This window comes from Caulobacter sp. GW821-FHT09A05, assembly GCF_059418465.1.
In genome coordinates this window covers 60,042-80,013 of the sequence record NZ_JBWKPX010000022.1, presented here as the reverse complement: position 1 = coordinate 80,013, position 19,972 = coordinate 60,042, and the positions used below count along the sequence as shown (strand labels likewise).

Here is a 19,972-nt window from a genome sequence, read left to right as displayed (position 1 = left end):
GCCGTGGGGCGTGGCGCGACCGGCGGCGCGAAGGTGGGGCGCGCGGGGGCGGTCGCCGCGGGCGGCATATAGGCGGCCGGCGCGGGTCGCGCGCCGTAACCGGCCCAGGCGGCGAGCGGGGCGGGTTGGGCTGGCGCGGACGGGGCGGCGGCGACCGGGTCGCTCGAAGCCTGGCGCTTGTTGGCCCAGCTGAGCATCGGGCCGTCGTAGCGGGCGGCGGCGGTCGCGGTGGCGGTCTGGCGAGGCGTGGTCGGGCCGTAGCGGCTCTCACGCACGCCCTCGGCATGGGCCGGGGCGGCGACGCAGAACAGCACGGGCAGGAGCAGGGCGAGACGCATGAACCGGTCCGACAGAGCGCGGGATCGGCCTGATTGATAGGTGTGGGGACTTAATCTTGGCCTAACGCGGCCTGGTTTCGCCGAAAGATTGCAGCGTTGTGTCGTATTTTCGACTCGGGCCCGCGAGGTCAGCGGCCGCGCCACCAGGCCAGCAGGCGGCGCTCGGCCAGGCTGAGCAGCCCGTGCAAGGCCACGCCCAGGACCGCCAGGACCGCCAGGGCGGCGAACACCCGCGCGGTCTGCAGGCGGTTCGAGGCCTCCAGGATCCGCCAGGCCAGGCCCTGGTTTCCGCCGGAGCCGGCCACGAACTCGGCGACCACCGCCCCGACCACGGCCAGGCCGGCGGCGACCTTGTGGCCTTCCAGCAGGGCGGGCACGGCCGAAGGCAGGCGCAGCCGCCACAGCCGCTGGGCGCGGCGGGCGCCGTAGAGGTCGAACAGGCGGGCCAGGTCCGGATCGACCGCCTTGAGGCCGGTCAGGGCGCCCGAGAAGATCGGGAAGAAGGCGGCCACGGCCGCCAGGGCGACGACCGCGCGCTGCGGGTGCTCGATCCCCGCCCAGATGGTCATCAGCGGCCCGATGGCCACAAGGGGCGTAACCTGCAGGGTGACGGCGACCGGGCGCACGGCGTCCTCGACGGTCGGGTTCAGGCTGACCGCCAAGGCCAGGCCGCAGGCCAGGACGCTGGCCAGGGCCAGCCCGACCAGGGCGGTCGACAGGGTGGTCCCGGCGCTGGCCAGCAGCAGCGGCCAGCCCTCGGCCAGGGCCCTCCCGATCGCCGAGGGGGCGGGCAGAAGGTAGACGGGGACGGCCAGGACCCGGCAGGCCGCTTCCCAGGCGGCCAGGAGGATGGCGATCAGGATCAAGGGGGCGAGCAGGCGCATCAGGTCCTCCCCCACAGAGGGAGGGCCTGTTGAGGCGACGAGGTCATGCCGCTGCTCCAACACCCGTCGCCAGCAGCCGCGACACCGCCTCCGCCGTCTCGCGGAACGCCGCCGTGGCGCGGAAGTCCGGCGGCCGGATCACCGGCCCCGCGACCGCCACCTCGCCGGCGACGCGGCCTGGCCCGGCGCTCATCACCACCACCCGGCCCGCCATGTAGACGGCCTCCTCGACATTGTGGGTGACGAAGACCACGGCCGGCGCCAGTTCGGCCGCCAGGACCAGGACGTCGTCGGCCAGGGCTCGGCGGGTGATCTCGTCCAGGGCCGCGAACGGCTCGTCCAGCAGCAGCAGGCGAGGGCGGGTGACCAGGGCGCGGGCCAGGGCGGCGCGCATGGCCATGCCGCCGGACAGCTGGGCGGGGCGGGCGTTCTCGGCCCCCTTCAGCCCGACCCGGGCCAGGGCGTCCACGGCCCGCGCGCGAGCCTCGGCTTTCGGCGTCCCCGCCAGCTCCAAGGGCAGGGCGACGTTGGCGGCGGCACTCATCCACGGCGCGAGGGTGGGGGCCTGAAAGACCACCGAGGTCTCGCCCTTGCCCGTGGCGCGGGTCACGGTCCCGCGCGTCGGCGGCTCGAGCCCCGCCAGCAGCCGCAGGGCGGTGGACTTGCCGCAGCCCGACGGCCCGACCAGGGCGACGATCTGGCCGGGCGCGAGGGCCAGGTCGACCGGTCCCAGGGCCCGGCCGCGGGCGTAGTCGACCTCGACGCCGGAAAGGCTGGCGATCACGCGAGCCCCCTCCGGCCCTTCGGGCCGCCTCTCCCAGAGGGGGAGGATCTGGACGGCGCGGATGCTCCCCCTCTGGGGGAGCTGTCGGCGAAGCCGACTGAGGGGGTCCTCGCGGCGGTCACTTCGGCAGGAAGTCCAGCGTGTAGGCGCTCTTGTAGTCCATGTCCTTGGGATAGACGCCCTGTTCGGAGGCCACCTTGAAGAACTCGGCCCAGCGGGTGTCGTCCATCCGGCCCACGCCCTGGCGCGGCACGATGCCATAGGACCGCATCTTCTCGCGGGCCTGGTCCAGGACGTCCTGGGTCATTTCCGGATTGTCCTTGAGGATCAGGGCGTCGCCCGGCTTGGGATCGCCGTAGAGATAGCTGGTCCAGCCGGCGGCCGTGGCCTCGACGAAGGCCTTCACCGCCGTCGGGTTCCGGGCGATCAGGGCGTCGGGGACCAGGGCGAACGAGGCGTAGGCCGGATAGCCGTCGTCGGCCAGCAGGAAGACCTTCGGGGTGATCTTGCCCTCCTTCTCGATCAGGTAGGGCTCCGAGGTCACATAGCCTTGCTGGACCACGCGCTTGTCGGCCAGGAACGGCGCGGCCGAATAGTTGTACTTGCGCACCTGGTCGTCGGTGAAGCCGTGCTTGGCCTTCAGCCATACCCAGAAGGCGGTGATCGAGGCGTCCGACAGCAGGATCGGATGACCCTTCATGTCGGCGATGGCGTTGATGCCCTGGCCGTCATGGGCGATCAGCACCTGGGGGTCCTTGTCCATGAAGGCGGCGACGGCTTTGACCGGGACCTTCTCCTTGGCCAGGTTCAGGACGATGAAGCTGTTGGAGCCGACCCCGACGTCGACGGCGCCGGTGGCCAGCAACTGGGGCACGTTCACGCCGGGGCCGCCCTGGATCAGGGTCACGTCCAGGCCGCGCTTCTGGTATTCGCCCGTCGCCAGCGCCTGGTAGTAGCCGCCCAGCTCGGCCTCGCCCTTCCAGTCGGTGGCGAGCTTCAGGGCGGTGCGCCCGGGAGCCTCGGCGGCCTCCTTCTTGGCCGGAGAGCAGGCGGCCAGGGCGGCGCAGACAGCCATGGCGGCCAGGCGCAGGATCTTCATCGTCGTCTCCCCGAAATGCGGGGGTGAAGGTAGTGGGGGACGTCGCGCGCGTGAACCCCCTCAGTCGCTCCGCGACAGCTCCCCCGAGGGGCGGGGCTATCGCATTTGCGCAAACGGCCCGAAGGGCCGCTGAGGGACTCTATCGCCGCGCCAGCCAGCGGTTGACCTTGGCGTACAGCACCTCGCGCTGCACGGGCTTGGCCAGGTGGTCGACCATGCCGGCGGCGTAGCAGCGTTCGACCTGCTGGGGCAGGGCGTCGGCGCTCATGGCGATGATCGGCACCTCGCCGACCCCGCCATCGAGGGCGCGGATGGCCCGGGTGGCGGCCAGGCCGTCCATCTGGGGCATGTGGATGTCCATCAGGATGATGTCGAAGCCGCCGCGCGCCGCCTTGGCCACCGCCTGCTCGCCGTTGTCGGCGGTCTCGACCTGGCAGCCGACCAGGTTCAGCAGGGCCGCGCCGATCTCGCGGTTCATCGGGTGGTCGTCAACCAGCAGGACGCGGGCCGCGCCGGGGGCGGCGGCCGGCCGCGGCTCGCCGGCGTCATAGGCCTCCACCTGGGGCGCCTGCAGCTCCAGCCAGAAGGCCGAGCCATGGCCCGGGGCGCTGTCGAAGCCGATCCTGCCGCCCATCAGCTCGACCAGCGCCTTGCTGATCGCCAGGCCCAGGCCCGCGCCGCCATACGGCCGGCTGGCCGAGCTGTCGACCTGGCTGAAGCGCTGGAACAGCCGGCCCTGGCGCTCGACCGCGATGCCGACACCGGTGTCGATGACTTCGAATTTCAGCCGGTCCTCGATCTCGCCGGGCTCGACGGTCAGGCAGGCGCGGATCCTCCCGGCCTCGGTGAACTTCACCGCGTTGTTCAGCAGGTTCAGCAGCACCTGGCGCAGCCGCAGGCCGTCCAGGTCGTGCAGCCCGCCGACCGGATCGATGACCTCGACCTCGAGGGCCAACCCCTTGTTCTCGGCCTCGGGACGGATGATGCCGACCGCGTCGTGCAGCACCGCCGCCGCCGAGGTCGGCTGGAACAGCAGCTCCACCTGGCCCGCCTCGACCCGCGAGAAGTCGAGGATGTCGTTGACGACGGCCAGCAGGGCCGTGCCGGCGCTGTCGATCAGGGCCAATTGGCGGCGGGCGTCGGCCGGCAGGTCCTGGCGCTCGACCAGCAGCTGGGAGAAGCCCAGCATGCTGTTCAGCGGCGTGCGGATCTCGTGGCTCATGGTGGCCAGGAACTCGGTCTTGGCCTCGTTGGCGGCCAGGGCCCGGGCCCGGGCGGCGCGGGTCAGCTGCTCGCGACGCACCAGCAGGCGGCGCAGGCGCTCCTGCTGGGCCAGGGCCAGGCCGGTGGCCAGGCTGGTGACGAACAATACGCCGACGAACACCTGGACCAGCCGGTTCTGGTGGGCCTGGGACCAGTCGGTCTGGATCTGCGAGTTCCACAGGCCGTGGACGGTCAGCGGGATGGCCACGCAGGCGACGATCAGCGAGGCCTGGGCCGCCCCGCGCGGGCCCAGGCGGAAGGCGGTCAGCAGGGCGACCGGGAAGAGCACGAACGGCGCGGGCAGGCCCTTGCCGTGGAACACCAGCGCCGACAAGGCGGCCGCCAGCAGGCCCAGGCCCAGCTGCTCCAGCAGGGGACGCTGGAAGGCGCGGCGATGCTCGCCGTCCATCAGGACCAGCACGGCGGGCAGCACGATCGCCATGCCCAGCACCCCGCGCACGAACCAGTCGGCCAGCACGATCACGAAGGGCAGGCCGTCGGCCAGGGCCAGCACGGCCGCGGCGGCGACGGCCATGGCCAGGGTGATCGGCGCGGTCAGGGTGGTCAGCAGGGCCAGCTGCCGCATGGTCCGCACGCGTGGGGGGCCGAAGAAGCGCTTGACCACCCACCAGACCAGCAGGGCCTCGCCCACGTCGACCAGGGTGTAGAGGATCGCGCGGCCGGGGCTGTCGCCGGCCATCAGGTCGATGGCCAGGTGGCAGACCGCGGCGACGACCGTCAGGATCACGCGGCGGCGGGGGTTCAGCACCAGCAGGCCGCCGGCCAGCAGGGCGTTCGTCGGCCACAGGGTCGCGATGCCGAGCGCGTTGCGGGTCAGGAAGTCGCTGAACGCCTGGCTGGCCAGCAACGCCACGGCCAGGACGAACAGGATGCGATCCTGCCGCCGCTGTTCCTGATGGGCGACGTTAGCCTGCATGGGTGTTCCCGTTCCCCGGACGGGAGAAATACGCGAACCGGGCCTTTACGGTTCTTCGATTGGCGGCGCTGTGACGGTTTGCCGCATCCTGGGGTGCAGGGCAATCACGTCAGGGTTGCGCTTCGTCCTTCCGCAGGACTTCTCGCCGTCGCCAGGCGTCGATCCGCGTCATCAGCGGCGTGGCGGTGACGCCGTGGACCAGGATCGAGCAGAGCACGACGAAGCCGGTGATCGCCCAGAGCCGGTCCCAGCGGTGGAAGTCGCCGTGGTTGAGGCCATAGGCCAGGTAGTAGAACGACCCGATGCCGCGGATGCCGAAGAAGGCCACGACCGCGCGCTCGCGCATCGAGTGGGGCGCGCCGATCAGGCCGATCCAGCCGGCCAGCGGGCGGATGATGAAGACCAGGGCCAGGCCGAACGCCACCTCCTTCCAGGTCAGGGAGTCCAGCAGCCCACCGGCCACCGCCCCGCCCAGCAGGACCAGCACCAGCATCATCAGCAGCCGTTCCACCTGCTCGGCGAAGTCGTGCATCGCCTCGTGGAAGGCGTGATCGCGCTCGGTCTCCCTCAGGGCCAGGGCGGCGACGAACACGGCCAGGAAGCCGTAGCCGTGGGCGGCCTCGGCCACGCCGTAGGCCACCAGGGTCGCGCCCAGGGCCACCAGGCCGTCGCCTGTGCCGGAGATCCGGGCGTGGGGCGCCTTGAACGTGGCCCAGCCCAGCGCCCGGCCGACCACCCAGCCGACCCCGGCGCCGGCCGCCACGCGCCACAGCACGTCGACGGCCAGCCAGTGGGTCAGCAGGGGCGCGCCGACCGCCCCCTGGGCCAGGGCGATGGCCACGGCCAGATGCACGAACGGGAAGGCGAAGCCGTCGTTGAGGCCGGCCTCGGAGGTCAGGGCGAACCGGGCCTCGCCGTCCTCGCCCGACCTCGGCGGCCCGACCTGGACGTCGGAGGCCAGCACCGGATCGGTGGGCGCCAGGGCGCCGCCCAGCAGCAAGGCCGCGGCCAGGGGCAGGCCCAGGCCCTGCACGCCCATCAGCGTCACCGCCAGGATGCTGAGCGGCATGGTGACGGCGATCAGTCGCCAGGACGATTCCCAGCGCCGCCAACCGATCCGCCGGTCGATCTTCAGCCCCGCGCCCATCAGCGAGACGATCACCACGATCTCGGTCATCCGCTCGGTCAGGGTCGAGAACCGCAAGGGATCGGAGCGGAAGGGCAGGGCGCCGCCATGGAACACCACCACCCCGATCAGCACGCAGAGGATGGCCAGGGACAGCGGCAGGCGGCTGAGCGCCATCGGCAGCCAGGCGACCAGCAGCACGACGATTCCCAGGCCCAGCAGGAACAGCAGGTAAGGGTCGAACATCCGTCCGTAACGCATGGACGGCCCGACCGGGGCCACCCGAACCCGGCGTCGCGGTCGGGCGTTATGACCCCGGATCTTAAGGTCCGGGAGCTGGGAGTGTCATGGACAAGCTGTTCGCCAAATTCGCCAACGCCACCGCGCGCATCACCGGCAGCCCGCCGGCCTTCCTCGTCTGCGTGCTGGTGGTCCTCGCCTGGGCGGCCAGCGGGCCGATCTTCAAGTTCTCCGAGACCTGGCAACTGGTGATCAACACCGGCACCACGATCATCACCTTCCTGATGGTGTTCCTGATCCAGAACACCCAGAACCGCGACGGCGCGGCGGTCCAGACCAAGCTCGACGAGCTGATCCTGACCTCCGCGGCCGAGAACGACTTCATGGGCATCGAGAAGCTGACCGAGAAGGAGCTGGCGGCCATGCACGCCCGCTGCGTCGAGCACGCCAAGGTCGCCCAGGAACGGGTCGACAAGGTGGCCGCCGTGCGCGAGTCGCGTAGGAACGCGAAGGCGGCGCCGAGGACCAAGCGCGCCCCGGCCAAGCGACCGCCGGCCAGGAACGCGCCAGCGCGGCGGGTGAAGACGTCGTAGCGTCCGCCGGGGCCCTCAAAGCTTACTTCTTCTCCAGCAGCAGCTGGCCCTGTTTCTTGACCTGGCCGGTGATCTTGCCGGCGATCACGCCCAGCAGGCCGGGCAGGACGATGTCCATCCGCACCGACTGGTCGAACACGGTCAGCACGCCGGAGATCGGCTGGCCCATGGCCTGGGCCGAAAAGGTCAGGGCGTCGCCCGCCCAGGCCTTCTGGACGTCCTTGACCATGCCGCCCGTCTGGCTGAGCAGCTGGCCGAACCCTTCCTCGATGCGGCGGCGCGCCTCGGCGGCGCCTAGCTGGTGGGGAATGGTGATGGTGACCGGCTTGCTCATGCGCGTGGCGCTCCTTGTCCATGGGCGTAACGCCCGCACGGGACATATGGGGTTGAGCAGTCCTTGTCCCTACGTCCGGACCTGACGTATCGAGGACCGAAGGTCCGGTCATCCACGGAGGACGCCATGACCGACATCGCCATGCCCAGCCTGTTCCAGCCCCAGCCCCACTCGGCCCGCTTCACGCGTCCCGGTCGTCCCGGCGGGGTGCTCGGCGCGCTGAACTACGCCGGCGTGCTGCTGGTCTGGGGCGCTCTGTTCCTGGTGCGGCCCGGCCTGGCGATGCAGGTGTTCCGCGAGCGCCGCGCCGACTCGCCGATCCGCCGTCGCCTCTAGCCAAACTCCGCTGACGGTGGGATGGCAGGGACATGCAGCGCACCGTCTCGATCGCCCATGTCAGCCATCGCCTGAAGGCCCCGTTCCGCATCTCGCGCGGGGTCAAGACCGCCGCCGAGGTGGTGGTGGTCGAGGTCGTCGAGGGCGAACGGATCGGGCGCGGCGAGAGCGTGCCCTATGCGCGCTATGGCGAGACGGTCGACAGCGTGGTCACCCAGCTCCAGCCCGCCGCCCAGGCCCTGCGCGAGGGCGCGCGGCCGCACGACGCCCTGGCCTTGCTGACGCCCGGCGCGGCGCGCAACGCCCTGGACTGCGCCCTCTGGGACCTGCGGGCCAAGCGCGAGGGACTGAGCGTCGAGGCCCTGACCGCCCTGCGCGCGCCCGACGACCTGGTCACCGCCGTGACCGTCAGCCTGGACAGCCCCGAGGCCATGGGCGCGGCCGCCCGGGCCGTGGCCGCCGCGCCGCTGATCAAGGTCAAGCTGTCGGCCGAGGATCCCGCCGCCCGGCTGCTGGCCGTGGCCAGGGCCGCGCCGGACGCCCGGCTGATCGTCGATCCCAACGAGGGCTGGGACTTCGCCATCCTGGACGGCCTCAAGCCGGTGCTGTCGGACCTGAACATCGCCCTGGTCGAGCAGCCCCTGCCGGCCGGCGAGGACCAGGCGCTGGAAGGCTATGACCCGCCGTACCCGATCTGCGCCGACGAGTCGGTGCACACCGCGGAAGACCTGGCGGGACTCAAGGGCCGCTATCGCGCCGTGAACCTCAAGCTCGACAAGGCCGGCGGCCTGTCCGAAGCCCTGCTGATGCTGGAGGAGGCCCGCAACCACGGCTTCACGCTGATGGTCGGCTGCATGGTCGCCTCGTCATTGGCCATCGCCCCCGCCTTGCACCTGGCGGGCTCGTGCGCCTTCGCCGATCTGGACGGGCCGTGGTGGCTGGCGCAGGACCATCCCGGCGGCTGCCGGGTGGCGGACGGGCGGATGACGCGACCGGCGCAGGGCTTCTGGGGTGACGGCGTGACGGCAACCGGCCTGTGGCTCTGAGCCCGAGTCGTGATGGCGCGCGACGGAGCGAACCCAGACTGTACTTTCGCGCGCATCGATGTAACTCTTGATTGAATAATCAGGGAGGTGTCGTCATGCGTAAGCGTTCCGTGGCTTTGGCGGTCGTGGCCGCCTCCATCCTGCTCACGCCCCAGGCGTTGATCCCCAAGGCCCAGGCCTTCGGCACCATCCGCAGCCTTGGCCAGAACGCCGAACACGAGCGCATCACGCGCAGCGGCCTGGCCACGTTCGGCTTCGGACCGGACTCGCTGGACCAGCTGGCCGGCAAGAACGGCACCTGGGGGGCAGTGGGCGCGCCCGACAATCCAACGCGGGGCCTGATGAGCAGCAAGTCCGCCCATTGCGACGGCGGCGACTTCTTCGCCCCCGGCGCCTATCCGCAAAGCGCCGCCACCGCCCAGAGCATCCTGACCTCGTGCCGGACCTACATCTACAACAACATCAACGCCGCGGTGACCGACGCCGCCGGCCTGGTGAAGCCGAACCTGCAGCTGGACAGCACCAGCATCTTCGGCGGCTGCACGTTCAACGGCGTCAAGGGCCGGGCCAAGTGCAACGTGTTCGAGGACATGGGCATGGCCTTCCACGCCGCCCAGGACTTCTATTCGCACAGCAACTGGATCGACACGCCGCGCGCCACGCCGTCGATCGCCAATCCCCAGGGCCTGAACCACGCCGCGCCCGCCCCGTGGCTGTCGCCGGCCGGCGCGACGTTCCCGTCCGGCCTGATCAGCGGCTGCTACGACGGCTTCCCGGAGGCGCTCTACTGCGGCGGGCGGATCAAGCATGCGGTGCTCAACAAGGACACCACCGGCACCGCGCGCGGCCTGCCGGCCTACAACCGGGCCATGGACGTCGCCGCCCAGGACACCCGGGCCAAGTGGGCCTATTTCGAAAGCCGCCTGGTCGCCGTCTACGGCGCGCCGCGCGGGAACAAGATGATCTGCGTGCTGAAGCGGGACAATCCGGGCAGCTGCTAGGCGATCCGCCGGAGCGATGAAGACGGCGTCCAGAGCGGATCGGTTGAACGCTCCGGACGCCTGGGCGGACGAAAGAGGGCGAACGAAAGAAGGAAGCGCGTCGTCGGACGCGGTTCCTCCGCCGCGCGACTTGCTCTAGGTCGTTGGCGAGCGTTCCCCCCGAGGTTTCCATGCCCTTCGACACGCCGCCCGCCCTTGAAGCACCCTATGTCGAACAGGTGATCGTCACCGCCGCCCGCCTGCCGCCGGCCGCGGCCGAGGCGGCGTTCTCCGCCGTCCATCTGGGCGAAGGCGACCTGGCGAAGACCCAGCGGGTGGACGAGGCGGTGGGCCAGACGCCGGGCATGTCGCTGTTTCGCCGTACCTCCAGCCTGTCGGCCAATCCGACCACCCAGGGGATCAGCCTGCGGGCCATCGCGCCGTCCGGCGCGGGGCGGACCCTGGTCACCCTGGACGGCGTGCCGCTGAACGACCCGTTCGGCGGCTGGGTGATCTGGTCACAGCTGGCTCCGGAGTCCCTGTCCGGGATCGACATCGTGCGCGGCGCGGGGGCGGGACCCTACGGCGCCGGCGCCCTGACCGGCGTCATCGGGCTGAAGGAACGCGACGCCGGCATCGCCAGCGACGTCTCGATCGGTGAGCTGGGCTCCCAGCGCGCCTCCGCCGCGGCCACCTCGACCTTCGGGCGGTTCGAGTTCACCGGGGCGGCCTTCTACGACAAGTCCGACGGCTACGTGCCGGTGCGTGGCGACGCGCGCGGCGCGGCCGACACCCGGACCGACCTGGAGGCCAAGAGCCTTTCCGGCCGGATCGACATGGCCACGGGCCTGGGCCTGCTGTCGCTGCGCGGTGGCTTCTTCGAGGAGGATCGTGGGGCGGGACTGGCCGGCGCGCGGGCTAACGCCTCGGGCAATGTGTTCAGCGCCACCCTGGTGCGCGCCCCGCGCGGCGCGGCCCTGGGCTGGAAGCTGCAAGCCTGGCGGCGGACCAGCGACCTGTTCAACCGCTCGGTCGCCGTGGCCGCCGACCGCTCGTCGACCACGCCGGCCAACAGCCAGGACAAGACGCCGGCCACCGGCTGGGGCCTGAACGGCGCCCTGCGCCGCAAGGTCGGCGGGCTGGAGTGGGAACTGGGCGCCGACGCCCGCCTGAACGACGGCGAGGAGCGCGAGCGCTACGCCTATTCCGGCGGAACCTATACCCGCAACCGCGTGGCGGGCGGCAAGACCTCGGTGGTCGGCGCCTATGTCGACGGCTCGTGGACGACCGGTCCCTGGCTGGTGGCCGGCGGCCTGCGGCTGGACCGCTGGGAGACCCGCGACGGCTTCCGGATCGAGCGCAACGCCCTGACCGGGGCCGTGCTGCTGGACCAGCGCCCGGCCGATCGTGACGGCGAGGTGGTCAGCGGCCGCCTGGGCGTGACCCGCGACCTGGGCCGCGGGACGACCGCCCGCCTGGCCGGCTATACGGGCTTTCGCCCCGCCAGCCTCAACGAACTCTATCGTCCGTTCCGGGTGGGCAACGACGTCACCGAGGCCAATGCGGCGTTGAAGCCCGAGCGGCTGCAGGGGTTGGAGGCCGGCGTCTCGCGCAAGGGCGACAAGGGGCTGGTCGAGGCCACGGCGTTCTGGAACCGGATCGAGGATCCGATCGTCAACGTCACCCTGGGCGCCGGACCCGGGACCTTCCCGATCGGCGGCTTCATCCCGGCCGGGGGCGTGCTGCGCCAGCGCCGGAACGCCGGGACGATCGATGCGGTCGGGCTGGAAGGCCGCGCCGAGCGCAAGGTCGGCGTCGTGACCCTGAGCTCGGCCCTGTCGGTCACCGACGCCCGGCTCGACGGCGGGGCGGTCGCTCCGCAGCTGACCGGCAAGCGCCCGGCCCAGGCTCCGGTCTGGAGCGCCACGGCGGGCCTGTCGGCCGAGCTGACCGAGCGGCTGGTCCTGGCCACGGACCTGACCTGGGAAGGCAAGCGGTTCGAGGACGACCTCAACAGCCGCGTGCTCGACCCCGCCTGGCGTCTGGACGCCCGCCTGGACTGGCGGGTGAAGCCGCTGGTGACGCTGTATCTGGCCGGCGACAACCTGCTGGACGCCAACATCCAGACCTCACGGACGGCCGACGGCGTGGCGGGCTACGCCGCGCCGCGCGTCGTGCGGGTGGGGTTGAGATTGGCGCTGTGACCCTTGCCGGGACGGGCGCTTCATGGGGCGCCGAATAGTATAATAATTCCAAAGACATAATTTCGGTGTCATCCCGGAAGCCTCGCGGAGGCTGTCCGGGACCCAGGGGACTGGGCTGAAGCTGTGCGGCGATCCTGGGTCCCGGGTCTTCGGCCCGCTACGCGGTCCTCCGCCCGGGATGACAACGCCAGAGGCCGGTTTCAACGGAGTCCGAACGCCTGGCCTTCACCGCACCGGCTTGCCCTCGAACACCACCTTCGCTCCCTTCTCGACCGCCGCGCCCAGCTCGGCCGCGTCCCAGTTGGTCAGCCGCACGCAGCCATGTGAGGCCCGCTTGTTGACCAGCTTGGGATCGGGCGTGCCGTGGATGCCGTAGGTGTCCTTGGTCAGGTCGATCCAGGTGGAGCCCACCGGATTGTTCGGCCCGGGCTTGATGGTCAGCTTGGCCTTGGGCTTGCCGAACGTCAGGCGCGAGGGGTCGTAGGTGTAGGTCGGGCGAGGGGCCACGGTGTTGACCGCCCATTCGCCGACCGGGGCCGGGCGCTCGGTGCTGCCCACCGTGGCGGGATAGACCGCCAGCAGCTTGTCGCCGTCGGCATAGGCCTTGAGCACGCCCTTGGCGTTGTCGATCTCGATGCGGGTCACCTTGGTGTCCAGGCCGTCGGGGCCCAGGGCGGCGACGACGATCGTGGTCCCGGCCCTGGCGAAGTCGACGCCGGGATTGAGGGCCTGCAGCAGCGGCTCGTCCATGTGGAACTTCTCGGCCAGGGCCTCCAGCGGCGAGCCGTAGCCGAGGGCCGGCAGTTGGGCCATGGCCTCGTAGTCGTCCTTGGGAATGTTGGGCGTGAAGGGGCCGGCGACATCCTGGGCGGTGATCACATAGTCGGTCAGGGCCGGGGCGCCGTCGGCGACCAGGGCGTCCCACGTCGCGGGGTTCAGCTTGCCGTCGACGGTCAGGCGGTGGGCCTCCTGGAAGGCGCTGAGCGCCAGGGTCAGGTTGGAGCCCTCCTGGCCGTCGATCACGCCCGGCGAAAAGTGCGCGCGGTTCAGCAGGACCTGGGCGCGGGTCAGATAGGCTTGCTTGGCCTCCGGGGTGGCGGCGGCGGGATCGAAGCTGGCGGTGTTCACGGCCTGGGCCAGGGGCGAGGGCGCGGCCGGGGCGACGACGACGGGCGGCTTGGGTTGGGCCGGCGGGGCGGCGGGCTTCGAAACAGCCGGCTTGTCCGGTTTGGGGGCGGGGTCGGAGCAGGCCGCCGCGGCCGCCAGGCAGCCCAGCAGCAGGACGACGGGACGCAAGGTCGAGGGCATGCGAGAACTCCGAGGCGGGAACGCCTTGCCCCTCTCAAGCCTTGAGCCATGGCGAAGTTCCACCACCGGCCTCTCACGGCCAAGGAGCCCTGTTTGAAGATCCTGCGGCGGCTGATCTGGGTTCTGGGCGGGCTGGTGGTGCTGGCCGCCGCGTTCGTCGTGTGGGTGATGTGGCCGAGCAACAGGCCGGCACCGGCCTCGCCGCCGCCCTCGGCCTCGGCGCCGCGCGAGCCTGAGCGGTACGAGCCGCCGACCTACCTGCCGTCCAACGACCCGCCGGCCAGCCCGGGTTTCGGACCGGTCGCCGGCGGTTCGCCCGAAGACTGCAACGCCGGCGGCGCCTCGGCTAGCGCCGCCCCGGTCAACGCCGCCTCCCTGACCACCTTGACCTGGGCGCCGTTCGGACGTCCCGAGACCGGCTGGGAAATCTACGCGCCGCGCGTCGCCCACGAGATCCAGACCGCCTGCGCTCCGGGCAGCAACCGCTTCGCCGCCGCCCTGGCGCGCTGGCAGGGGGGGCATGGCCTGAAGGCGACCGGGACCTTCGATCCGGAGACCTTCAAGGTCATGCTGACGCGCTGGCACCGGGCGCGGCCGTTCGTGAAGGTCAATGGCGAGGGGATCTGCCCCGGCGCCCCGCCGGTGGCCCTGCTGTCCACCGCCAGGCCCGAGGAGAGCTATGGCGGCAAGGCCATCCAGCTGCGGCCGGGCGCCCTGGACGCCTATCGCCGGATGGTGGCCGAGGCCAAGGCGGCCGGCGTGGTGCGCGATCCGCGCGCCCTGAGCCTGTTCTCCGGCTTCCGCGATCCCGCCACCGACGCCGCCCGCTGCGCCCGCGACAACAACTGCCAGGGCGTGTCGCGCACCATCTGCTCAGCCCACCGCACCGGCCTGGCCATGGACCTGTTCATCGCCGCCGCGCCGGGCTTTGGCCCCGACTCCAGCGCCGACCCCAACCGGCTGGCGATGACCCGGTCGGACCTCTATCGCTGGCTGATCGCCAACGCCGGGCGGTTCGGCTTCGTCAACTATGTGTTCGAGCCCTGGCACTGGGAGTGGACCGGCGAGCCGATGCTGCCGGGCGTGCCGATCGCCAGCCTGCCCCTGGCGGGTTCGGGCCGTCCGGGCGACCCGCTGCTCAGTCCGCCCGCAGCACCGGCGCCGGCCGCTGCGACAGCGCCAGGGCCGCCGCCAAGAGGCCCCCCGCCATCGAAAGCCCCGCCGCGCCGGCCAGCAGGATCATGACCCCGCCCCAGTCGACGCTCCAGCGGGCCTCGAACACCTTGACCACCACTGGCCAGGCGGCGGCGAAGCCCAGGGCCACGCCGGCCGCCCCGGCGATCAGCCCGACCGCGCCGTACTCGATGGCGTAGGCGGCCAGGATCTGGCCGCGCGTGGCGCCCAGCACCTTCAGGGTCGCGGCCTCGCGCGCCCGGGCTCGCGCCCCGGCGGCGATGGCCCCGGCCAAGACCAGCAAGCCCGCCAGGCCCGCCACCGCCGCCGCGCCGCGCACGGCCAGGGCCAGGCGGTCGAACAGGGCGGCGGCGGCGTCCAGTTGCTCGCGGACGCTGATGACGTTGACGCCCGGAAAGCTGTCGCCCAGCCGGCGGGTCAGGGCGGCTTCCTGGGCCTTGCCCAGCCGGGCGATGGCGACGTTGCGCAGGTCCGCGCCTTCCAGGGCCTTGGCGTTCAGCACGACGTTGAAGTTGGGGCCGAAGCCGCCGAACTCGATCCTGCGCAGCACCGCGATCCTGGCCTCGATGTCGCGGCCCAGGATGGTGAGGGTGACCGTGTCGCCGACCTTCAGCCCGGCGCCGTCGGCCAGTTCGGCGTTCAGGGCCAGCAGCGGCGGGCCCGAATAGCCGGGCGTCCACCACCGGCCAGCGACCGTCTCGCCGTCTTTCGGCGCGCCGGGCAGCAGGGTCATGCCGATGTCGTTGTCGAAGGCCCAGCGCTGGCCGGGCTTGATCCTGTCCTTGTCGACCGGCTGGCCCTTCAGGCCGCTGATCCGGCCGGTGACGAAGGGCAGGCGCAGATAGGTCTCCGGTGTCAGCGGACCCATGGCCCTGGCGACCTCGGCGTCGAAGGCGGCGGCCTGGCTTCCGGGGATCTCGGTGAACACCATGGCCGGGGCGGTGCGCGGGGCGGTGGTGGTGATCTGGGCCAGCAGGGCCGACTGGATCAGCACCACGCAGGCCAGCAGGGCCACGCCCAGGCCGATGGCCGGGCTGGCGGTGCGGGCGGCCGAGCGCGGTCCGGCCAGGTTGGCCAGGCCCAGCCTGGCGGGACCGCCGACCAGGCGTCGGACCTTGCCCGCGCCCCAGGCGGCGGCGCGCCCCAGGGCCCAGAGAAGGGCGAACGAGACGGCGACCCCGGCGATCATGATCGCGGCGGCCATCGGCGTGGGGGCGGTGGCCACGGCCAGGGCGGCCAGGCCGGCGCCGGCCAGCGCCGCGCCCAGGGTTTCCAGGCCCAGCGGGACGCGGCCACCCAGGCTGCGGCGGAACAGGGCCGAGGGCGGAGTGCGGCGGGCTCTCGCCAGCGGGATCAGCGAGAAGGCCGCCGCGGCCAGCAGGCCGAACAGCCCGGCCTTGGCCAGGGGAAGCGGATAGACCGCGAACAGGGCGGGGATCGGCAGGGACGAGCCGGCGAACCGTCCCAGGATCAGCGGCGCCGCCGCGCCGACGGCCAGGCCGATGGCCACGCCCAGGGCGGCCAGCAGGCTGATCTGGATCAGGTAGAGGTTGCGGATCAGCGCCCCGTCGGCGCCCAGGGCCTTGAGCACGGCGATGGACGGCTCGCGGGTGGCCAGATAGGCGCCGACCGCGCCCGCCACGCCCAGGCCGCCCGCCACCAGCGAGGCCAGGCCGATGAAGCCAAGGAAATATTCCAGCTGGTCGATCAGGCGGCGCGCGCCGGGCGCGGCGTCCAGGCGGTCGCGAACCTCGAAGCCCGCATCGGGGAACCGGGCCTGGACGGCCTTGCCGACGGCGCGCGGGTCCTGGCTGGCGGGCAGGGCGACGCGGACGGCGCGACCCGACAGGCCGCCGGGCGCCAGCAGGCCCGAACGCTCCAGCACCTCGCGACGGACCAGCACGCGCGGCCCCAGGGCGAAGCCCCGGGACAGGCCGTCGGGCTCGCTGACCAGCACCGCGCTGGCCCTCAGGGTCACGGGTCCGGCCGTGAAGCGGTCGCCGAGCTTCAGGTGCAGGCGGTCCAGCAGGGCCGGCTCGACGGCCGCGCCCGGCAGGCCGTCGCGGTCGGCCAGGGCGGCCTGCAGGCTGGGCGCGCCATCGATCTTGACGGTCCCGGCCAGGGGGAAGCGGCCATCGACGCCGCGCAGGCTGACCAGCCGCCGGTCGCCACCGGGGGCCTCGGCCATGGCGCGGGCGGCGGCGGTGTAGGTGGTGGTCCCCAGCCCGTCGAAGGCCGCGCGCTCGGCGGGGGTGAAGTCGCGGTTCTCGACCGAGACATAGAGGTCGCCGCCCAGGATCTCGCGGGCCTGGCTCGAGAGGCCGTGCCGGAAGGCCTCGGCCGTGGAGCCGGCGGCGGCGATGGCGGCCACGCCCAGGGCCAGGCAGGCCAGGAAGATGCGGAAGCCGCGTACGCCGGACCGCAGCTCGCGGGCGGCCAGGCGGAAGGAGAGGACGGCCATGCTCAGCCCTCGATCCGGCCGTCGCCCATCCGCACGAGGCGGTCGGCGCGCTCGGCCAGGACCGGGTCGTGGGTGACCATCACCAGGGCCGCTCCGACCTCGGCCACCATGGCGAACATCAGGTCGGCGACGACGGCGGCGGTCTTGGCGTCGAGATTGCCGGTCGGCTCGTCGGCGAACAGCAGGGCGGGGCGCGCGGCCAGGGCGCGGGCCAGGGCCACGCGTTGCTGCTCGCCGCCCGACAGCTGGTGCGGATAGTGGGTCAGCCGGGCCGACAGGCCCACGCGGTCCAGCCACCGCCGGGCGGTGGCCAGGGCGTCGCGGTCGCCGGCGATCTCCAGCGGGGTGGCGACGTTCTCCTCGGCGGTCATGTTGGGCAGCAGGTGGAAGGCCTGGAAGACCAGGGCGGCGCGGCCTCGTCGCAGGCGGGCCCGGCCGTCCTCGTCGAGCCGGGCCAGGTCCTGGCCGAACAGGCGCACGCCGCCCGACGTCGGCTGCTCCAGCCCCGCCCCCACCGCGATCAGCGACGACTTGCCCGAGCCCGACGGACCGATCACGGCCAGCCTCTCGCCTGGCCCGACGGCCAGGTCCACGCCGCGCAGGATGTTCACCGGACCCGCCGCCGAGGGCAGGGTGAGGGTCACGGCTTCGAGAGCCAGGACGGGCGTGGAGTCTTCAGCCATGAAACTTCCTGATTTCCTGGTCATTGTCTGGACGAAACCCAGCCTACATAGGAAGCCATGAGCCTGAATGCGGCGACGATCCAATTTCTCGGGATTGCCTGTGCAGCGGGACAGGGGGGCTCGCGCGCGGCGGGTTCGTCTCCAGACCCCGTCCATGGACAGATGATGAGCTTCGACCCCCGTTTTCCGGACCGCCGCGTCTTTCTGGCCGGGCTGCTGCTCGCCACCCAGGCCGCGGCCGCCCCGCGGGCGCAGCTCAAGCCGCCGGTGGTCACCGTGCTGGGGGATTCCATCACCGCCGGCCTGGGCCTGCCCGCCCGGGACGCCATGCCGGCCCAGTTGCAGGCCGCCCTGACCCGGATGGGCGTGGGCGCCACGGTGCGAGCGGCCGGGGTGTCGGGCGACACCAGCGGCGGCGGCCTGGCGCGGGTCAATTTCAGCGTCGCGCCGGACACCGCCCTGTGCGTCGTGGCCCTGGGCGGCAACGACCTGCTGCAGGGGATCGAGCCGCGCGTCACCAGGGCCAACCTGCGCGCCATCCTGCAGAGCCTGCGCCAGCGCCGGATCGCCGTCGTCCTGGTCGGGGTCGGCGCGCCGCCGCTGATCGGGGCGGCCTACGCCCGGGAGTTCAACGCCCTCTACCCGGCCCTGGCCCGCGAGTTCTCGGCCCTGCTCTATTCCGACATCCTGGCCGGGGTCCGCGGCTCGCGGCGGCTGATGCAGGGTGACGGCATCCACCCCAACGCGGCGGGCGCGCGGATCATCGGCGATCGCCTGGCCCCGCTGGTGGCCCGGGCGCTGAAGGCGATCCCCACCCAGACCGCCGCTAGGTGAAGAACGTCACGGCGACCAGCACCACGCCGGCGATCCACACGGTCTCGAAGACCATCAGGGCCACGGGTCGCCAGCCGGCGGTCATCAGGTCCTTGAACGAGGTCTTCATGCCCAGGCCCGCGATGGCGGTGACCAGGCACCAGCGGGAGACCTCGTTGGCCGCGTCGGTGACCGGCTTGGCCAGCCAGCCCAGGCTGTTGACGACGACCAGCGCCGCGAAGCCGACCAGGAACAGCGGCACGGTCGCCTTGGCGCCGCCGCTCGCGCCAGGTCCCATGCGGGCCACGACGAAGGCGATGGTGAAGACCACCGGCAGCAGCATGGTCACCCGCAACAGCTTCACATAGGTGGCCACGTCGCCGGTGTGGGGCGAGATCATGTAGCCTGCCCCGACCACCTGGGCGACGTCGTGGATCGTGCCGCCCAGGAAGATCCCCGCCCGGGTGTGGTCCAGATGCAGGGCCGCGGTCAGCAGCGGATAGGTGATCATGGCGATCGTCGACAGGGCCGTGACCGTGACGACGGCCAGGATGGTGTCGCGCTCGGCGTCCTTGCCGCGCGGCAGGACCGAGGCGATGGCCAGGGCCGCCGAGGCCCCGCAGATGCCCACCGCCCCGCCCGACAGCACGCCGAAGCTGGACCGCAGGCCCATGCGCCTGGCCAGGAACGCGCCCAGGGCGATGGTCGAGCCGATGCCGATGATCACCGTGACGATCGGCGTCAGGCCCAGGCCCAGGATCTGGCTGGCGGTGATCCGCGCGCCCAGCAGGGCGACGCCGAAGCGCAGGACGGCCTTGGACGAGAACTCGATGCCCGGGATGCAGCGGCCTTCCTGGTGCAGGAAATGGAAGGTCATGCCGAACAGCAGGGCGAACAGCATCACCGGCGCGCCGTAGTGCTGGGCCAGCCATTGCGAGGCCAGGGCGATGGTCACCGCCACCAGCACGCCGGGATAGAGCTTGATCAGGGTCGCCTGGCCGAGGAAGCGGGTCCCGGCCTTCGTCGGGGCGGCCGGCTCGGGCCGCGACAGGCCCTCCATCCCCTCCAGGGACTGGAAAAGGGCCCGCGCCGCGGCGGTGTCTGTGTCGAGGTCGGAATTCATGGTCGGGCCCTGGACCGGCGAGTCGCGCCGGTCACTCCGGATCGAGACCCGATGCGCGACGAGGGACAAGGGGAAATCGCCACGGGAGGCGGTCGCCCCTCCAGCAAGGCGGAACCTTGGCCGGTTTCTGAACGGCGGCTAACGAAAGCCTCACAACGCGTTCAGGCGCCGCGTCGCAAAAGGTGACCGTGGCCGTGAGATTCCACGGCGTGGAACGGATGGATTG

At 72.1% G+C, this 19,972-nt stretch carries 17 protein-coding genes and 1 pseudogene; 7 read left to right on the top strand and 11 right to left on the bottom strand.

Going from position 1 to position 19,972, the window contains the following annotated elements:
- The 6 genes and pseudogenes from AC07NX_RS19005 to AC07NX_RS18980 all read right to left on the bottom strand — a co-directional run.
- Positions 1–338 (bottom strand): annotated as a pseudogene (locus AC07NX_RS19005) (hypothetical protein); the annotation flags it as partial.
- Between the two features lie 128 nt (positions 339–466).
- Positions 467–1,225, bottom strand: a complete 759-nt coding sequence (locus AC07NX_RS19000; RefSeq protein ID WP_494643912.1) for an ABC transporter permease — start codon at positions 1,223–1,225, stop codon at positions 467–469.
- Positions 1,226–1,265: 40 nt separating this feature from the next.
- Positions 1,266–2,006 carry an ABC transporter ATP-binding protein gene (locus tag AC07NX_RS18995; RefSeq protein WP_494643905.1) on the bottom strand — a complete coding sequence of 247 codons (741 nt, stop codon included), beginning with the start codon at positions 2,004–2,006 and terminating at the stop codon, positions 1,266–1,268.
- A 118-nt stretch (positions 2,007–2,124) separates the two neighbouring features.
- Entirely contained in the window at positions 2,125–3,105 is a 981-nt protein-coding gene (locus AC07NX_RS18990; protein ID WP_494643903.1) for an ABC transporter substrate-binding protein, read from the bottom strand.
- 139 nt (positions 3,106–3,244) lie between these two features.
- The gene (locus tag AC07NX_RS18985; protein WP_494643902.1) at positions 3,245–5,305 is read right to left on the bottom strand and encodes an ATP-binding protein; all 2,061 of its coding nucleotides are present in this window, start codon (positions 5,303–5,305) and stop codon (positions 3,245–3,247) included.
- A gap of 109 nt (positions 5,306–5,414) precedes the next feature.
- A complete protein-coding gene (locus AC07NX_RS18980; RefSeq protein WP_494643900.1) occupies positions 5,415–6,692 on the bottom strand; it encodes a cation:proton antiporter in 1,278 nt (425 codons plus the stop codon).
- Between the two features lie 86 nt (positions 6,693–6,778).
- On the opposite strand from AC07NX_RS18980, the gene AC07NX_RS18975 reads away from it, so the two are divergent.
- Positions 6,779–7,264, top strand: coding sequence for a low affinity iron permease family protein (locus AC07NX_RS18975; RefSeq protein ID WP_494643898.1), 486 nt, complete (start codon positions 6,779–6,781; stop codon positions 7,262–7,264).
- Positions 7,265–7,286: 22 nt separating this feature from the next.
- On the opposite strand, the gene AC07NX_RS18970 is transcribed toward AC07NX_RS18975, so the two are convergent.
- Positions 7,287–7,598: a polyhydroxyalkanoic acid system family protein gene (locus tag AC07NX_RS18970; RefSeq protein WP_035087779.1), complete on the bottom strand. Its 312-nt coding sequence runs from the start codon at positions 7,596–7,598 to the stop codon at positions 7,287–7,289.
- Between the two features lie 126 nt (positions 7,599–7,724).
- On the opposite strand from AC07NX_RS18970, the gene didA reads away from it, so the two are divergent.
- The 4 genes from didA (at position 7,725) to AC07NX_RS18950 (ending at position 12,164) form a co-directional block, all read left to right on the top strand.
- Positions 7,725–7,934: a DNA damage-induced SOS-independent cell division inhibitor A gene (gene didA, locus AC07NX_RS18965; protein WP_494643896.1), complete on the top strand. Its 210-nt coding sequence runs from the start codon at positions 7,725–7,727 to the stop codon at positions 7,932–7,934.
- A gap of 32 nt (positions 7,935–7,966) precedes the next feature.
- Positions 7,967–8,980 carry an N-acetyl-D-Glu racemase DgcA gene (dgcA, locus tag AC07NX_RS18960; RefSeq protein ID WP_494643894.1) on the top strand — a complete coding sequence of 338 codons (1,014 nt, stop codon included), beginning with the start codon at positions 7,967–7,969 and terminating at the stop codon, positions 8,978–8,980.
- Between the two features lie 95 nt (positions 8,981–9,075).
- Positions 9,076–9,981, top strand: coding sequence for a hypothetical protein (locus tag AC07NX_RS18955; protein ID WP_494643893.1), 906 nt, complete (start codon positions 9,076–9,078; stop codon positions 9,979–9,981).
- Between the two features lie 170 nt (positions 9,982–10,151).
- Complete coding sequence (locus tag AC07NX_RS18950; protein WP_494643891.1) at positions 10,152–12,164, top strand: TonB-dependent receptor; 2,013 nt, start codon at positions 10,152–10,154, stop codon at positions 12,162–12,164.
- Between the two features lie 225 nt (positions 12,165–12,389).
- On the opposite strand, the gene AC07NX_RS18945 is transcribed toward AC07NX_RS18950, so the two are convergent.
- Positions 12,390–13,472 carry a L,D-transpeptidase family protein gene (locus AC07NX_RS18945; RefSeq protein WP_494643889.1) on the bottom strand — a complete coding sequence of 361 codons (1,083 nt, stop codon included), beginning with the start codon at positions 13,470–13,472 and terminating at the stop codon, positions 12,390–12,392.
- Positions 13,473–13,565: 93 nt separating this feature from the next.
- On the opposite strand from AC07NX_RS18945, the gene AC07NX_RS18940 reads away from it, so the two are divergent.
- Positions 13,566–14,717, top strand: a complete 1,152-nt coding sequence (locus AC07NX_RS18940; RefSeq protein ID WP_494643888.1) for a D-alanyl-D-alanine carboxypeptidase family protein — start codon at positions 13,566–13,568, stop codon at positions 14,715–14,717.
- On the opposite strand, the gene AC07NX_RS18935 is transcribed toward AC07NX_RS18940, so the two are convergent.
- Positions 14,611–17,127 (bottom strand): ABC transporter permease, encoded by a 2,517-nt coding sequence (locus AC07NX_RS18935; protein WP_494643886.1) that lies wholly within the window; start codon positions 17,125–17,127, stop codon positions 14,611–14,613. The two genes, AC07NX_RS18940 and AC07NX_RS18935, sit on opposite strands and share 107 nt — an antisense overlap.
- A 2-nt stretch (positions 17,128–17,129) precedes the next feature.
- Entirely contained in the window at positions 17,130–17,810 is a 681-nt protein-coding gene (locus AC07NX_RS18930) for an ABC transporter ATP-binding protein (protein ID WP_494643884.1), read from the bottom strand.
- A 162-nt stretch (positions 17,811–17,972) separates the two neighbouring features.
- Between AC07NX_RS18930 and AC07NX_RS18925 the strand changes: the two genes are divergently transcribed.
- Entirely contained in the window at positions 17,973–18,644 is a 672-nt protein-coding gene (locus AC07NX_RS18925) for an arylesterase (protein WP_494643882.1), read from the top strand.
- Here the strand turns inward: AC07NX_RS18925 and AC07NX_RS18920 are convergent.
- Complete coding sequence (locus AC07NX_RS18920) at positions 18,637–19,746, bottom strand: YeiH family protein (RefSeq protein ID WP_494643880.1); 1,110 nt, start codon at positions 19,744–19,746, stop codon at positions 18,637–18,639. The two genes, AC07NX_RS18925 and AC07NX_RS18920, sit on opposite strands and share 8 nt — an antisense overlap.
- Positions 19,747–19,972 lie beyond the last annotated feature (226 nt).

What these genes read in the sequence shown, in the direction of transcription:
- AC07NX_RS18990 (WP_494643903.1), bottom strand. Translation starts at nt 3,105, where the DNA reads ATGAAGATCCTGCGCCTGGCCGCCATGGCTGTCTGCGCCGCCCTGGCC.
- AC07NX_RS18985 (WP_494643902.1), bottom strand. Translation starts at nt 5,305, where the DNA reads ATGCAGGCTAACGTCGCCCATCAGGAACAGCGGCGGCAGGATCGCATC.
- AC07NX_RS18980 (WP_494643900.1), bottom strand. Translation starts at nt 6,692, where the DNA reads ATGCGTTACGGACGGATGTTCGACCCTTACCTGCTGTTCCTGCTGGGC.
- AC07NX_RS18975 (WP_494643898.1), top strand. Translation starts at nt 6,779, where the DNA reads ATGGACAAGCTGTTCGCCAAATTCGCCAACGCCACCGCGCGCATCACC.
- AC07NX_RS18970 (WP_035087779.1), bottom strand. Translation starts at nt 7,598, where the DNA reads ATGAGCAAGCCGGTCACCATCACCATTCCCCACCAGCTAGGCGCCGCC.
- didA (WP_494643896.1), top strand. Translation starts at nt 7,725, where the DNA reads ATGACCGACATCGCCATGCCCAGCCTGTTCCAGCCCCAGCCCCACTCG.
- dgcA (WP_494643894.1), top strand. Translation starts at nt 7,967, where the DNA reads ATGCAGCGCACCGTCTCGATCGCCCATGTCAGCCATCGCCTGAAGGCC.
- AC07NX_RS18955 (WP_494643893.1), top strand. Translation starts at nt 9,076, where the DNA reads ATGCGTAAGCGTTCCGTGGCTTTGGCGGTCGTGGCCGCCTCCATCCTG.
- AC07NX_RS18950 (WP_494643891.1), top strand. Translation starts at nt 10,152, where the DNA reads ATGCCCTTCGACACGCCGCCCGCCCTTGAAGCACCCTATGTCGAACAG.
- AC07NX_RS18945 (WP_494643889.1), bottom strand. Translation starts at nt 13,472, where the DNA reads ATGCCCTCGACCTTGCGTCCCGTCGTCCTGCTGCTGGGCTGCCTGGCG.
- AC07NX_RS18935 (WP_494643886.1), bottom strand. Translation starts at nt 17,127, where the DNA reads ATGGCCGTCCTCTCCTTCCGCCTGGCCGCCCGCGAGCTGCGGTCCGGC.
- AC07NX_RS18930 (WP_494643884.1), bottom strand. Translation starts at nt 17,810, where the DNA reads ATGGCTGAAGACTCCACGCCCGTCCTGGCTCTCGAAGCCGTGACCCTC.
- AC07NX_RS18925 (WP_494643882.1), top strand. Translation starts at nt 17,973, where the DNA reads ATGATGAGCTTCGACCCCCGTTTTCCGGACCGCCGCGTCTTTCTGGCC.
- AC07NX_RS18920 (WP_494643880.1), bottom strand. Translation starts at nt 19,746, where the DNA reads ATGAATTCCGACCTCGACACAGACACCGCCGCGGCGCGGGCCCTTTTC.